The organism is Zhurongbacter thermophilus (genome assembly GCF_026184435.1).
Taxonomy (GTDB): Bacteria; Coprothermobacterota; Coprothermobacteria; order Coprothermobacterales; family JAADFF01; genus JAADFF01.
The window spans coordinates 190,750-205,846 of record NZ_CP046447.1 but is presented as its reverse complement, the minus strand read 5'-3'; the positions used below and the strand labels follow the sequence as shown (position 1 = coordinate 205,846).

General features: G+C 46.7%; 8 protein-coding genes and 3 rRNA genes. 3 read left to right on the top strand and 8 right to left on the bottom strand.

Annotated elements, in window-relative coordinates:
* Positions 1–67: 67 nt before the first annotated feature.
* The 3 genes from GM182_RS00855 to GM182_RS00845 are packed head-to-tail and all read right to left on the bottom strand — an operon-like array spanning position 68 to position 2,553.
* Positions 68–841, bottom strand: coding sequence for a patatin-like phospholipase family protein (locus GM182_RS00855; RefSeq protein WP_449186713.1), 774 nt, complete (start codon positions 839–841; stop codon positions 68–70).
* On the bottom strand, positions 834–1,670 hold the full coding sequence (locus GM182_RS00850) for a DegV family protein (protein ID WP_449186712.1): 837 nt from the start codon (positions 1,668–1,670) through the stop codon (positions 834–836). The genes GM182_RS00855 and GM182_RS00850 overlap by 8 nt, the downstream gene beginning before the upstream one ends.
* Positions 1,671–1,722: 52 nt before the next feature.
* On the bottom strand, positions 1,723–2,553 hold the full coding sequence (locus GM182_RS00845; RefSeq protein ID WP_449186711.1) for a DegV family protein: 831 nt from the start codon (positions 2,551–2,553) through the stop codon (positions 1,723–1,725).
* A 50-nt stretch (positions 2,554–2,603) separates the two neighbouring features.
* On the opposite strand from GM182_RS00845, the gene GM182_RS00840 reads away from it, so the two are divergent.
* A complete protein-coding gene (locus GM182_RS00840) occupies positions 2,604–3,224 on the top strand; it encodes a CPBP family intramembrane glutamic endopeptidase (RefSeq protein ID WP_449186710.1) in 621 nt (206 codons plus the stop codon).
* Positions 3,225–3,242: 18 nt separating this feature from the next.
* On the opposite strand, the gene GM182_RS00835 is transcribed toward GM182_RS00840, so the two are convergent.
* On the bottom strand, positions 3,243–4,940 hold the full coding sequence (locus GM182_RS00835; protein WP_449186709.1) for a GGDEF domain-containing protein: 1,698 nt from the start codon (positions 4,938–4,940) through the stop codon (positions 3,243–3,245).
* Positions 4,941–4,986: 46 nt separating this feature from the next.
* Complete coding sequence (locus tag GM182_RS00830; RefSeq protein WP_449186708.1) at positions 4,987–5,856, bottom strand: LysR family transcriptional regulator; 870 nt, start codon at positions 5,854–5,856, stop codon at positions 4,987–4,989.
* Positions 5,857–5,966: 110 nt separating this feature from the next.
* Here GM182_RS00830 and GM182_RS00825 point away from each other — a divergent pair, with 110 nt between their 5' ends.
* Both GM182_RS00825 and GM182_RS00820 read left to right on the top strand, forming a co-directional pair.
* Positions 5,967–7,634 (top strand): oleate hydratase, encoded by a 1,668-nt coding sequence (locus GM182_RS00825; protein WP_449186707.1) that lies wholly within the window; start codon positions 5,967–5,969, stop codon positions 7,632–7,634.
* A 118-nt stretch (positions 7,635–7,752) separates the two neighbouring features.
* On the top strand, positions 7,753–9,264 hold the full coding sequence (locus GM182_RS00820; protein ID WP_449186706.1) for an ATP-binding cassette domain-containing protein: 1,512 nt from the start codon (positions 7,753–7,755) through the stop codon (positions 9,262–9,264).
* Positions 9,265–9,909: 645 nt separating this feature from the next.
* Here the strand turns inward: GM182_RS00820 and rrf are convergent.
* The 3 genes from rrf to GM182_RS00805 all read right to left on the bottom strand — a co-directional run bounded on the left by rrf (position 9,910) and on the right by GM182_RS00805 (position 14,784).
* Positions 9,910–10,026, bottom strand: a 5S ribosomal RNA gene (gene rrf / locus GM182_RS00815).
* 59 nt (positions 10,027–10,085) lie between these two features.
* Positions 10,086–13,126 (bottom strand): 23S ribosomal RNA (locus tag GM182_RS00810).
* Between the two features lie 98 nt (positions 13,127–13,224).
* Positions 13,225–14,784: ribosomal RNA gene (locus GM182_RS00805) — 16S ribosomal RNA — on the bottom strand.
* Together the 16S, 23S and 5S rRNA genes form the textbook arrangement of a ribosomal RNA operon.
* Positions 14,785–15,097 lie beyond the last annotated feature (313 nt).

Here is a 15,097-nt window from a genome sequence, read left to right as displayed (position 1 = left end):
TAAGGGGGCCTTGTGCCCCCTCTTTTCTTTATCTATTTCCAGTTAATTCACAGGCAAGCCAAGGTATTCATAACAATCCTTTTCTATATATGTCTTCAAGAAAAGAGATACCTGCTGCATATCCTCTCTCGATAATCTCTCTTACCCTGCCATACATAAGGTTGGTATACCCTCTGAGGTTAGGAGAAATAATATAGTCAAGATATCTTCCTCTACACCGCCCGTGCCTGCTCATAATAAGGCTGTAGGCATGCATAATAGATACTCGGGAACGTCTTATGCCCATCAGTGTACCACCATATACCTCAATACCAACCGATACCACATCAGGTGTCTTATATTTCATCAGATCTTTGCTAGGTAATGGTAGAGCAATACCACCATCGACAAGATACATGCCCTTGTACTTTATTGGGGGAAAGATACCGGGAATAGCAGATGTGGCCCTCAGGGCTGTAAACATATCATCTTCTGGCTGAAAAAGATAGGGCTTTCGGGTATACATATCGGTGGCATACACAAACAGGGGTATACGACTATGTCCTATCTTTATACCTTTCAGCATAGAGTGTAAAAATGCCATAGGTCCCACATGAACCCCTATATGGCTAAGAACAGCTGACGAAAAGACAGAGATATTGCTCATAATAGAGACGAATACATCCTCTATATCATAAGGAGATATACCCAAGGCAAACAGAGAAGACACTATTCCACCCATAGAAGTACCAGAAATAGCTAAAATATCAATTCCACTCTCAATAAACGCCTTTAAAACACCAATGTGGGCATAACCTAAAGAACCGCCACTTGACAAGGAGAGTATAAATTTTCTACTCATCTACCCAAGACATACCAACGCCCCATATACCTGTATGAACGGCTGTGGTAGGTCTTACATATCTAATAACACCATCAAATTTATCGGCTAGATAATGGGCAAAGTCCATCAGTTCTTTGTGTTTAGGTCTACCAACAATCACTCTAGGCTGCACATCTTTCCTCATCTTTCTGCTATCAAATATCTTTTCTAGTACCCTCAGTCCCTTTTTAATACTACCTCTCACTTTCTCTATGGCATTGACATATCCCTCTTCATCAACATAGAAAATAGGCATAACCCTTAGCATAGAACCTATGATTGATTGCACCCTACTAATGCGACCACTTTTTTCTAAATGTTCAAGAGTTTCAAGAAGAAACATAATCTGAGCTTTGCCCCATAGAGACTTGGCATATTCCTCAACCTTTTCAAATGAGCATGCTCCAGATATCAGACAGTTCCTTACAGCCATTACATGTACATCAATACCGGTAGCCATCTGCCTTGTATCGATAACCTTTACCCTATCTTCACCAATCTCAGAGGCCACCATCTTGGCCGTATGATATGTACCTGATAGTGCAGAGGACAGTGTGAAAAATATGACCTTGGGATATTTTTCAAGCTTCTGAAGAAGTGCTGTCTTAATACTATCCGGCGAGGGCTGAGAGGTTGTTAGCTTTCCTGTAGCTATGTCATCATACAAATCAAGAAGATGATCTGGTGTATCGGGTATACTATGTCCATCAGGGTACACTATATGCAGCGGCACCCACCCCAAATCATACTGCTCTAGCTCCTCCGGTGTAAAATTACTTGCGGAATCCACAACTATACCAATATCCACAATATCCCTCCTCTGCACGGATTTCTATATGCATTTTAACATTTATAAGAATCTACTCCACTATATAAGACACACCCACGCCCCATATACCAACATGTATGGCAGTTAGCGGTCTTACAAGCTTGATTTTAGCACCATACTCTGACTGGAGCTTATGGGCAAAAGGCCATATATCTTTATGTTTAGGTCTCCCAAGCACAACATGCATATGAGAAGATGGACCGATATTATCAGTAGAAACATATTCATCTATCATCTTAATAACCTTTTTCACACCACGGGCTTTTTTACTGGCATTAATATAACCATCGTCATCTATAACAAGGAGAGGAACAACTCTTAGCATTGTACCCACAACATACTTTGCCCTGCCAATACGCCCGCCCCTTTTCAAGTGCTCAAGTGTTTCAAGAAGAAAATAAAATCTCTGCCTACTACGAATATCGTTAAACAGCTCTTCTATTCGACAGAAATCCACTCCTTTTTCTATCTCCTCAAGAATACGCATCACAAGAACATCAATGCCTATAGTAATCTGCTTACTATCTATGACCTTAATACGATCTGTCTTCATCTCCGAGACAACCATTTTGGCAGCCATATATGTCCCAGACAGTGCAGAGGACAAGGGCAAATACACACCATAGTCATAGCGACTAAGGGTCTCCTCAAACACAGTACGTATTTTTTCAGGAGTGGGTTGAGAAGTGGACAGTTTACCGGTGGCTATATCATCATATAGCTCCTGTCCAAGATGAGGTTCATCATCTATAATACGCCCATCGGGATAGACTATATGAAGGGGTATCCAGCCCAAATCATATTTTTCCACCTCTTCAGCCGTAAAGTTGCTACCAGAATCAACTATTATTCGAATTTTCAACACTATCACCTCTGTAAAATGATAACCTATATACGGTGATGGATATGTTAATGATAGCAGTTTTTATATGTGTTATTGTTATGGAAGGTGTGATATCAACATACCTTATTAGGTATATAGAAAATCCACTCTACGCATCTGCCATAGGTGCATTGGTAGGAGGCGCTGTGGCACTACCATTTACGTATCAGTATTTCAATGTGCCATGGGGCTATGCCACCCTTATGTGGAGTGGTGTAGCCTTGATGATAAGCCTTACCTTAAACGCACTTGCAGCATACCTTCACGAAGACGATGAACTAAAACATATCATCAGACAGAGTAATATAGCCATTGTAGTAATAACATTATTTGTTTTAGCCCCGTTGTCAGAAGAGATAATATTTAGGGGAGTATTATTTACAGGCCTAATACAGTTTATGCCACTTGCCGTAGCTATTGTAGTAGACGGTTTCATATTTGCCATTCTACATATAGGGGCATATTGGCAAAACTCAATGACATATAAAATCATACACCTTATAGGTATCTTTATACTGGGAAGCATACTGGCGTATACATTTTCCATATATCACAGTCTTACCCTGAACACCATAGTTCACGCCGTTGCTAATATACCCGGTCTAATATTTGTTTATAGAGACATTGCAACTATTCACAGAACATTATAATAGAAAAACTTTCATACCTTATCCAGAGGATATAACCTTGTTTCTTCCAGCAGACTTTGCTATATATAATGCTTCATCTGCTTTAGCAATAAGATTCCAAATGATATACGAAGAGCCTCCGGCAGGAATAAGTCCGCAGCTAACACCTACAGAGACTGTTATATGTATCTTATGAATATAGTCTGACTTGACAACAAACTCATACTTTTCTATGGCCCTCCTAATCCGTTCTGCAATATGAACGGCTGCATCAGGCAGAGTATCTGAAAGAATAACAAGAAACTCCTCTCCACCATACCTAACAAGAACATCATGAGCCCTGAGTTGCTTTCTTATGACACCCACAAGCTCCTTAAGCACAGTATCACCGGCAAGATGGCCATATGTATCATTGACCTTCTTAAAATGGTCTATATCTATCATGAGAATACATACTCTTCCTTCAACAGTCTGGGCTATTTTATGAAGATAGCGCCTATTGTATACCCCAGTTAGTTCGTCGGTCTCAGAGGCATCCTTGAGTTCCATGGCAAGCTTATGCTCTGCACCAGCACTTTCATATACATAGATATAATCATAAATGAGGGCCATATAGATACCCAGCATGGCAAACACAAGACCATAATATGAGTAAAAAACCACATACATCGGTCGCGTCAGCATAAGTATCCTGGCCACAATATCAATAATGAGAAGTATCATCTCCGCAACCAATCCGACAAATATAATGAGATATGTAAAGGGAATAGAAATCCCCTCAAAGATTTCTTTTATAAATAGATACACATCATACAGCACAACTACAGGAATAATAATCATCGAGTAATAAATAAACCTGTTAAAAGATAGTATATTCCCCCACCAGAGGGCGACAATAAGAGATAAAAGAGCTAACGTATACGATAAAATACGGGCAACCAATGGTTTCTTCTGCCCATTGAGTAAAAGTTCCAGTATTCCCACATGAATAAATAAGGGAGCTACAAGGGAAGCTATCACCAGTGCCTTTTGATAAATAACATAGTCTACAGGTAGGACCAATTCTACAACATTGTCAAAAAATACCGCAGATAAAAATAGCATTCCCAACCCGAAATAGTAATACACCTTGCCTATAGGCACCCTACCGCTGAAAGCAATCATCATAAAAGTAATAAACAAGAGGATACTTGCACCTGTCGCCCATGCAAACAAGTTTTCAGAAAACACATTGTTTCTCATCACATACATTTGGGCAATATCCCTAGGAGCAACAAATGCTGGTATGTAAAATCCTCTGGCAAATAGTGCATATCCCACAAGTGTAATCTTTGCTGTAGATGTCTTAGAATTGATAGGAAACATAAATGTACCATTCCACAGATTACTTCGCCCTGTTTTCATATCACCAATACTACCAACAAGCTCTCCGTCTATAAATACATTAAGCCCTCGAAAAACAGGACGGGAAATAACTAGAAACATCTCCTTATTCTCACATAAGTGAACAGTAGCAGTATATGTGTATATACCTACATCATCTTCAGTTTTCAAAGCCCTGTATCGTCCATCAGAAATATAGCTTTTTCCATTATGAGAAACTACCCAAGTATCAACAACATGGCTACCAGGAGGAGGATATTCCATATTTCTTACCTGAAAGTATACAACCAGTATTACAAGCACCACCGCAGCCATTACAGTAAGTAATACAATATACTTTCTTCTTTGAGGCAACGATAACCACTCTCCCATAAATATTTACAATAGTATTATATAAAACTCACTTATAATATGCCTCCACAAACTCCCTAAATGCCTCCTTGTACTTACCCATATGGCTATGCTTATACCAACTAAGCCCCACTTTTCTTGTATATTCGGGGTATCTGATAGGAATTACCTTCACCGGAAAGTCGGGATATAGTCTCATAATGCTCTCCGGAATAAGGGCAACTCCAAGCCCCTCTTCTACAAGTTCAGCCATAAGGACTATTTCTCCTTCAAATACAATATTGGGAGTAAATCCTGCCAGCTGACACATTTCATCTGTTAGCTTCCTAAACGTGTAGTTTTCAACAAGGTCTATAAAGGGCTCATCTTTTAAATCTCTTAGATCTATGCTCTCTTCCCTCGATAGATGATGGTCTCTTGATGTGGCAAGGAGTATTTTGTCTTCATATATCAGTGTCGTGCACAGTTCCTCTTCACTCAGTGGCGGTGATGTTATGGCAAAGTCTGCCTTTCCCATCTTGAGCATAGATGAGGCCTCCTCTGGAGACACGATAAACTGACGCACCCTAACATCGGGATATTGCTTAATAAAATCTTTTAAAAGTCCAAACAGAAAAGTTGTTCCCGTCGTGGCAAGGGTTATATTTCTATCATAAATCCCCTTGACCTCTAAAACAGCCCTTTTACCCGACTCTATTGCCGATAAAGTCTTTGTAGCATAAGGCAAAAAGGCTTTGCCATAGTCACTAAGGGTAATCCTTCTTCCTACCCTATCAAACAATGGCACTCCCAGTTCCTGTTCCAGTCTCTTTATCACCATGCTAAGGTTGGGCTGAGACACTCCCAGTTTTTCTGCCGTCCTTGTCATATGTCCCTCATGGGCAAGCTCCACAAAGTACTTTATCCATGTCAGCTCCATAGCATTCACCTCATAATTGATAAGTTATCTAATTATATTAAATCATATATTGGACATTATGAAAATTTTTTTCTACAATACCAGTGAAATCACACAAGGAGGTGGAAGATATGTTAAATTACAGACGATACAATGCACCCAAACCAGCAGATATAAAAGAGAGAAAGGCATATCTTGTTGGCGGTGGCATAGCATCACTGGCTGCGGCATTTTATCTCATGAGAGATGCCGGTATGCCCGGTGAAAATATTCACATCATAGAAAAAACAGGGCTAAATGGTGGTTGTCTTGATGGTGCAGGTGACCCCGAGAGGGGTTATATCCTCAGAGGAGGCCGCATGTTTGAGGAACATTACGACAGCACTTGGGACCTCTTCTCTCAAATACCATCGCTTGATAATCCTGAGAAAACCGTTCTTGACGAGGTTGTAGAGTTCAACAAAGAATATGTAGGCTCATCTAAATGCCGTCTTGTAGAAGGTGGTAAAAAGGCAAACTTTGAAAAGTACGAGCTTACCATGAGACATCTCAACGAGATGAACGAGCTACTACTAACCCCAGAAGAAGACCTTGCCGATGTCACCATAGAGCAGTGGTTTAGCCCATCATTCTTCAAGACCAACTTTTGGTATTTCTGGGCAACAATGTTTGCCTTCCAGCCATGGCACAGCGTAGCGGAAATGCGTAGGTATATGATTCGCTTTATGCACCTTGTACCCGGCATGAACCGTATAGAGGGAGTACTGAGAACTCCACTCAACCAATACGATGCCATGATACTGCCTCTACAAAATTACCTTAAAGAGCGTGGCGTGAAATTTATCATGGGCACAAAGGTTGTAGATGTAGACTTTGAAGAAAGAAGCGACGGCAAATATGCCATGGCTATTCACATAGAAAATGCCAGTGGCAAAGATGTTATCAAACTCGGTCCCAAAGACATCGTCTTTATTACCAACGGTTCTATGGTAGAAAATTCCACATATGGAGACTGGAACACCGTGCCACCCCTCAACACATCTGAGGGTGATGTGTGGAGGCTATGGAGAAACCTTGCAAAGAGAGATAAGATATTTGGCAATCCCGACAAATTTGCCAGCAATATTGACAAGTCTAAGTGGGAGTCCTTTACCATTACATTCAAAGGCGACAAGTTCTTTAAAAAGCTGGAAGAGTTTACGGGCAATAAAACAGGTACCGGTGGACTTGTCACATTTAAAGACTCCTCTTGGCTCATGTCCATCGTGGCATTTAGACAACCACACTTTAGGAATCAACCCGATGATGTATATGTTCTCTGGGGATATGGGCTGTTTATAGACAAAGAGGGTGACTATGTAAAGAAGCCCATGAGCCAGTGCACGGGCAAAGAGATATTTGAAGAACTTCTGTATCAGCTTAGGTGGCTTGATGACAAGGAGGAGCTCATGAAAAGCGTCATCAATGTACGCACAGCCATGATGCCGTATATTACAGCCCAGTTTATGCCAAGAGCAGTGGGCGATAGACCACCTGTTGTGCCAGAAGGCTATAAGAATATAGCCTTTATGGGACAGTTTGCCGAAGTACCCGGTGAATGTGTATTCACCGTTGAGTATTCCATCAAATCCGCAATGATGGCAGTATACGGTGTACTGGGTATAGACAAACAGCCACCAGAAACATATAAGGGACACTATGATATTAGAGTTATGCTGAAAGCCGCCGACACCCTTCTTGATGATGATAAAAAGATGCTTCTTAAGAGAAACATCATGAAGTACCTCTGGGAACTCTAGCTCCTCTCCCCTTTCCCTTAGGGGAAATCACCTCACGCCCCGCATGATGCGGGGCTTTTTTATAGTCTAAATAATCATGGAAATTTGTATAATATACAAAAACACGCAGGAGATACCTATGAAAAACCAGAAAGCCCAAAAGTGGTATGGAAGTATAAATACGCTGGCCATATATGTAGGCATCTACAGTCTGCTACATACAGCCACATATATAGCACAGACTCAGCTAATGGTTGGACTTGGTACTACTATAGCTGGAGAAAGCTTTCGCATATTTACCCTACTTTTTATATGGATATGTCTATACACCCTGAGTATGGCAACATACTTTATATACTCTTTTAACATCTATCGCACACTCACAACAAATATCTTTGAAAAACTAAGGTCTATAGAAGAATCTGCCCTTGCACACTACGGTAGTGGTAAGCTCCACACTACTGTAAATAACGATCTTAATACAGTGCTGAAACTCTTCCTTGACTATCCAGCCAATATCATCACAGGCACAGCTATAGGCATATATATTCTCTTTCTCATAGACAGATACTCCATACAAACGGCATTTATACTCATTGTGCTATCCACCGCATACGGCCTCTATGGAATGTGGAGCACAAAGGTAGCCAAAGAGCTATATGGCCATGTCAGAGATGTGTTTCGTCAGAAGCAAAACCTTACAACAATGATACTGAAAGAAAACACATTTCTCAAAGTTAGCATATCTGACACATTTTTCCACCAGATCGTAAAAGATATTGTAGATAAATACAAAGACACGGTCCAGAGATGGGCAGTGCTATCAAGCTCCAGAAACATAATGATGAATATTATGACTGTGATATCCACAACCATATGCGTATATAACATGAGAGAAAACAAAGCTATAGCCATTGCACTGATAGGCATCATACCCATGTGGTTTATACAGATAGACAAAATCATTGGCTCCGTCGTAGGAATATCAAAGGCACTCATAGCCATGAAACACATAGAAAAGCTCATGAATGAAGAAGAGAGCCGTCTCATATCTCCAGATATTCCACTTGATATCAAAGACATGGTATCTATATATGGAACACATAAACCTGTGTCTATGACAGTAAATAAGGGAGAGTGTATCCTGATCAAGGGAGATAACGGCATAGGCAAGAGTAGTTTACTAAAGAGTCTTACTGGTAGCCTGCAGAAGAACAGTGGCTGCATCAAGAAGGGCAAAGGAAGATTTTATTACCTACCACAAAACACACTAATAATACCGGGTAGCGTATATGAAAATATCAAGCTTGACAAAGACATATCACCTGAAAAGGTAGAAAAATTGATAGACCAGCTGGGGCTACATCTACTGTTTGAAGATCTACCACTAGATAGAGAGCTTCACCCTGATAAAGACACGCTTAGTGGGGGACAGAAAAGGGCTATAGATATCCTGAGAGCTGCGCTATCAAATGCCGATATCATTCTCATGGATGAACCGGAGTCAGGTGTCAATGACAAATATAAAAACATTTTCCAGCAGATAGTCCATACACTGAAAAACATGGGGAAATCACTCATTATTGTCTCCCACTCAAACTGGTGGGAAGATGTAGCAGATAGTACAGTGGTACTGGAAAAATTCAGATAGAGCAAATCTTTAAAAACGCTACCATTCATCATCTGAATACAAGGTAGTGAGTCATCACAAACATAGCATAAATACTCATAGCTTCATCAATTCATCTGAGGTTCAATAACAGGAGAGTAAAACTATAAAAACATTAAGAAGTATGAGATACCTTCATTATCTCTTCAGTGTTCAACCGAAAGCTATGCAGTAATATGCTATTGAAAGCATTTACTCGTTGCACTTTATCTTTTATACCTTCGGCCTTTCAAATAAGGAAACGCTTTCAGAGAATATACCAACCGATAAGGATATATCACATCTTACTCTAAAAACCCCTATCACACATAGCTTTTCTGAATAATTTGCAGGGCACCCACTATGGCTTTTCTGCTCATCTCATATTGCTACATCAAACTACTTGCATTCTTTGTCTTTCACTTAACTATAGCTTTTTCGGGGTGTCTGCCTCTACAATCCTCACTTCGTCTTACTTCACTTTTTTCTATCCATGCACACATCTATTGATTAGATCAAGTAGGTTGTCAAAAGAAAAATCTCTTCTTCCACATCCTTCTATCTATCCGTATCTACTACCTCTTGTATCTTTCTTCAAAACGAAAAAAGGGAGCCACTTTCCAGCGGCTCCCTCTCACCTTTATAGTGGGTCTGCACCGGCCTACTTTCCCAGCCCCTCGCGGTGACTAGTATCATCGGCCTTCGTGGGCTTAACTTCCGGGTTCGGCATGTTGCCGGGTGTACCCCCACGACGTGGGCACAGACCCACTATTTACCTCTAAACCCCAGCACACGAGCATCCGGCAGTAACAGGTAGAGTTAAAAGTGAGAAGCCCTCGGGATATTAGTACCGCTCGGCTTCACCCCTCGCGGGGCTTCTACCTACGGCCTATCTACCTGGTAGTCTCCCAGGTCCCTTACCTCCCTTCTAGGGAGTGGGATACCTCGTCTCGGGATGGGCTTCGCGCTTAGATGCCTTCAGCGCTTATCCCTCGGGGGTCTAGCTACTCGGCTGTGCACTCGGCAGTGCAACCGATCCACCAGCGCCCCCTGCCGACCGGTCCTCTCGTACTAGGCCGACCTCCCCTCAGGTATCCTGCGCCCGCGGCGGATAAGGACCGAACTGTCTCACGACGTTCTGAACCCAGCTCGCGTGCCCCTTTAATGGGCGAACAGCCCAACCCTTGGGACCTGCTGCAGCCCCAGGATGGGACGAGCCGACATCGAGGTGCCAAACGGAGCCGTCGATGTGGACTCTCGGGCCCCATTAGCCTGTTATCCCCGGGGTAGCTTTTATCCGTTGATCGACGCCCCTTCCACTTAGGCGCGCCGGGTCACTAAGCCCTGGTTTCCCACCTGCTCGAGCTGTCGCTCTCACAGTCAAGCCACCTTCTGCCTTTGCACTCATCAGCGGGTTTCCAAGCCGCCTGAGGTGACCTTTGGACGCCTCCGTTACCTTTTGGGAGGCGACCGCCCCAGTCAAACTGCCCGCCTAACACTGTCCGACCTCCGGCTTCACGGAGCGTCGTTAGCCCATCAAGTGGCACAGGGTGGTATCTCACCGGCGGCTCCAGCCCGCCCGAAAGCGGGCCTTCTTAGCCTCCCACCTATCCTGCGCAGTGCCACCCAATAGGCAATGTTAGGTTGCAGTAAAGCTCCACGGGGTCTTTCCGTCCTGCCGCGGGTAGAGGGCATCTTCACCCCCACTGTAATTTCACCGAGCCCCCAGTCGAGACAGTGTCCCGGTGGTTATGCCTTTCATGCAGGCCGGAACTTACCCGGCAAGGAATTTCGCTACCTTAGGACCGTTATAGTTACGGCCGGCGTTTACTGGGGCTTCGGCTCGGAGCTTCTCCCCCTTCCGGGGGATAACCCCTCACCTTAACCTTCCAGCACTGGCCAGGCCTCACCCCATATACTTCGGCTTTCGCCTTCGCATAGAGCTGTGTTTTTGGTAAACAGTCCCCAGGACCCATCTCCTGCGGCCCTTTCGCCCTACACCCCGCTCCACTGTTAAGCTTAGCGGGGGTCAAGCTACTCGGGCGCCCCTTCTCCCGAAGTTACGGGGCCATTTTGCAGAGTTCCTTGACTGGGGTTAGCTCGCTACCCTTTGGTGCTTCGCACCTTGCCCACCTGTGTCGGTTTCCGGTACGGGCACCCACCTTTCATCGGCTGCGACGCTTTTCTCGGCAGTCTGGCACGTCACACCTTCACCCCTTATGGGGCTCCCCGTCATCCCTCAGCTTACCGGAGGAGCGGATTTGCCTACTCCTCCTCGCCTCAGGACTTGGACCGGGTGTTCCCTTCCCCGGCGTGCTGCACCTCCTGCGTCCCGCCTCAGCCTCCAGGTGGGTGGGGCCGGAATCTTGACCGGCTATCCATCGGCTACGCCTTTCGGCCTCACCTTAGGTCCCGCCTTTCCCTACGTGGATTGGCCTTCCGTAGGATCCCTTGGGCTTCCGGGCGGTAGGGTTCTCACCTACCTCTCGCTACTCATGCCAGGATTCTCACTTCCCTGCAGTCCATCACCTCTCACGAGTGTGACTTCACCCCGCAGGGAACGCTCCCCTACCAACTATACAGATCCGCAGACCTGTATAGTTCCGTGGCTTCGGTGCTGTGCTTTAGCCCCGTTATATCTTCGGCGCGGAACCGCTCGACCAGTGAGCTGTTACGCACTCCTTAGAGGATGGCTGCTTCTAAGCCAACCTCCTGGCTGTCTTCGCAGTCCCACATCCTTCCTCTTGCAACACTTAGCACAGACTTCGGGACCTTAGCCGACGGTCTGGGTTGTTCCCCTCTCGCCTCCGGAGCTTGTCCCCCGGATACTCACTCCCACTTCTCCCTGCCAGCATTCGGAGTTCGACTGGGTTCGGTACCACTTCTGTGGCCCTACCCCAATCGGTAGCTCTACCTCCAGCAGGCAATCCGTGAGGCTGCACCTAAATGCATTTCGGGGAGAACCAGCTATCCCCGCACTCGATTGGCATTTCACCCCTATCCACACCTCATCGGAACGGATTTTACCCCGAACCCGTTCGGGCCTCCAGCCGCTGTTATACGGCCTTCACCCTGGGCATGGATAGATCGTGCGGCTTCGGGTCTCATGCCAGCGACTTTTCGCCCTTTTCAGACTCGGTTTCCCTCCGGCTCCAGCGCTCCAGCGCCTTAACCTCGCCACTGACATGAACTCCCTGGCTCATTCTTCAATAGGCATGCACTTCCGGATCCTTAGATCCGGTCGTACCCCTTGTGAACACACGGTTTCAGGTCCTCTTTCACTCCCCTCTCCGGGGTGCTTTTCACCTTTCCCTCACGGTACTTCTCCGCTATCGGTCACCTGGAGTGTTTAGCCTTGGAGGGTGGTCCCCCCTGATTCCCCCAGGATTCCTCGTGTCCCGGGGTACTTGGGATCATAGCTCACGGAGCCTAGTGCATTTCGCCTACAGGGCTTTCACCTTCTTCGGCCCAGCGTCCCAGCTGGTTCGGCTATACACTAGGTTTTTTACTCCGCGGCGTGTCGGCAGCCACGCCTAGCTATGTCCCGCTACCCCCACAGGGCAACGCCTGCCGGCTTCTTCACCCTGTGGGTTTGGGCTCTTCCCCTTTCGCTCGCCGCTACTTAGGGAATCTCGGTTGATTTCTCCTCCTCCGGCTACTGAGATGTTTCACTTCGCCGGCTTGCCTTCCATACCCTACTTGCTTCAGGTATGGATGATGTGCTTTCGCACATCGGGTTTCCCCATTCGGAGATCCTGGACTACTACCGGGTGCAGGCCCCTCGTCCAGGCTTTTCGCAGCCTGCCACGTCCTTCTTCGGCTCCAGGTGCCAAGGCATCCACCGTGTGCTCGTTTTATCTTCTCACTTTCTTACCCTCTACCTGTTACTGCCCGTTTGCTCGCGTGCTGGGGTCTTCACCCTCAGCGGGAACGCGACCTCGCAGGGAACTTCTCTCTCCTTAGAAAGGAGGTGATCCAGCCGCAGCTTCCGCTACAGCTACCTTGTTACGACTTATCCCCCCTCACCAGACACACCTTCAGCCGGCCCTTACCGGTCACCAGCCTTCTGGTGCCCCTGATTCGGGTGGATTGACGGGCGGTGTGTGCAAGGCCCGAGAACGTATTCACCGCGGCTTTGCTGATCCACGGTTACTAGCGACTCCGGCTTCATGTGGGCGAGTTGCAGCCCACAATCCGAACTACGGCGGGCTTTTAGGGCTTCGCTCCACCTCTCGGCTTCGCTTCCCGTTGTACCCATCCATTGTAGCATGTGTGTAGCCCAGGACATAAGGGCCATGATGACTTGACGTCGTCCCCCCCTTCCTCTGGCTCTTCGCCAGCGGTCTCCCTAGAGTCCTCTTGCCCCCTTACTGGCAAGGAGTAACTAGGGACAGGGGTTGCGCTCGTTGCGGCACTTAAGCCAACATCTCACGACACGAGCTGACGACAGCCATGCAACACCTGTGCTGGGTGGACCTGCTTAGCAGGTCCCACCCCTCCCTTTCGGGCGGGCTTGCCCCAGCATGTCAAGCCCTGGTAAGGTTCTTCGGGTTGCGTCGAATTAAACCACATGCTCCGCCGCTTGTGCGGGCCCCCGCCAATTCCTTTGAGTTTCAGCCTTGCGACCGTACTCCTCAGGCGGATGGCTTATCGCGTTTGCTGCGGCACCGAAGGGTCTAACCCCCCGACACCTAGCCATCATCGTTTACGGCTAGGACTACCCGGGTATCTAATCCGGTTCGCTCCCCTAGCTTTCGTCCCTCAGCGTCAGGCCAGGCCCAGCAGGCCGCCTTCGCCACTGGCGTTCCTCCCGATATCTATGCATTTCACCGCTACACCGGGAATTCCACCTGCCTCTACCTGCCTCTAGACTCCTAGTTTCCACCCTCCTCTGCCCGTTGAGCAGGCAGCTTTCAGAGTGGACTTAGGAATCCGCCTACGGACCCTTTACGCCCAGTGATTCCGGACAACGCTCGGGACCTACGTCTTACCGCGGCTGCTGGCACGTAGTTAGCCGTCCCTTGCTCCAGGGGTACCGTCCTTCCTCTTCCCCCTGTACAGGTGTTTACACCCCGAAGGGCTTCTTCCACCACGCGGCGTCGCTGGGTCAGGGTTTCCCCCATTGCCCAATATTCCCCACTGCTGCCTCCCGTAGGAGTCCGGGCCGTGTCTCAGTCCCGGTGTGACCGTCCACCCTCTCAGGCCGGTTACCCGTCTTCGCCTTGGTGAGCCGTTACCTCACCAACTAGCTGATGGGACGCACCCCCATCCTCCAGCGCCTCAGCTTTCCTCCTACCTTAGCCAAGTCATCTTTTAATAACTTGGCCCCAGTAGGAGCGTATGGGGTATTACCCACGGTTTCCCGTGGCTATCCCCCTCTGGAGGGTAGGTCAGGTACGCGTTACTCACCCGTCCGCCGCTCCGTACCCGCTGCCCATAAGGGCTGCGGGCCGATCGCTCGACTTGCATGTGTTAGGCGCGCCGCCAGCGTTCGTCCTGAGCCGGGATCAAACCCTCCATGACATACTTTATCCTCAAGACCTCACGGCCTTTCGTTTCTATCCATGGAAAGTTTTTATCCCCAAGCTCTTATATCACTTGCGGAGTACGGCAGTCTCAAATACCTTCACGGGGTATTCTTCACTGCCTTTTCCTTTCGTTCCCTGCTTGGTCGCGTTCCCGCTCTCTCGCCGTGCCCGGTTTTTTCTCTCCCCAGGCAGGCAGTTATTAGTATACCAGCTTTTGTACTCTAGTCAATCGTGTATTTTTGTATACTTTTATGGTGCTTGGGGATGTCTATGGGGAGGTGGAGGGGTTTACTATGTGGGAGGGGCTT

What these genes read in the sequence shown, in the direction of transcription:
- GM182_RS00820 (WP_449186706.1), top strand. Translation starts at nt 7,753, where the DNA reads ATGAAAAACCAGAAAGCCCAAAAGTGGTATGGAAGTATAAATACGCTG.
- GM182_RS00830 (WP_449186708.1), bottom strand. Translation starts at nt 5,856, where the DNA reads ATGGAGCTGACATGGATAAAGTACTTTGTGGAGCTTGCCCATGAGGGA.
- GM182_RS00840 (WP_449186710.1), top strand. Translation starts at nt 2,604, where the DNA reads ATGATAGCAGTTTTTATATGTGTTATTGTTATGGAAGGTGTGATATCA.
- GM182_RS00825 (WP_449186707.1), top strand. Translation starts at nt 5,967, where the DNA reads ATGTTAAATTACAGACGATACAATGCACCCAAACCAGCAGATATAAAA.
- GM182_RS00855 (WP_449186713.1), bottom strand. Translation starts at nt 841, where the DNA reads ATGAGTAGAAAATTTATACTCTCCTTGTCAAGTGGCGGTTCTTTAGGT.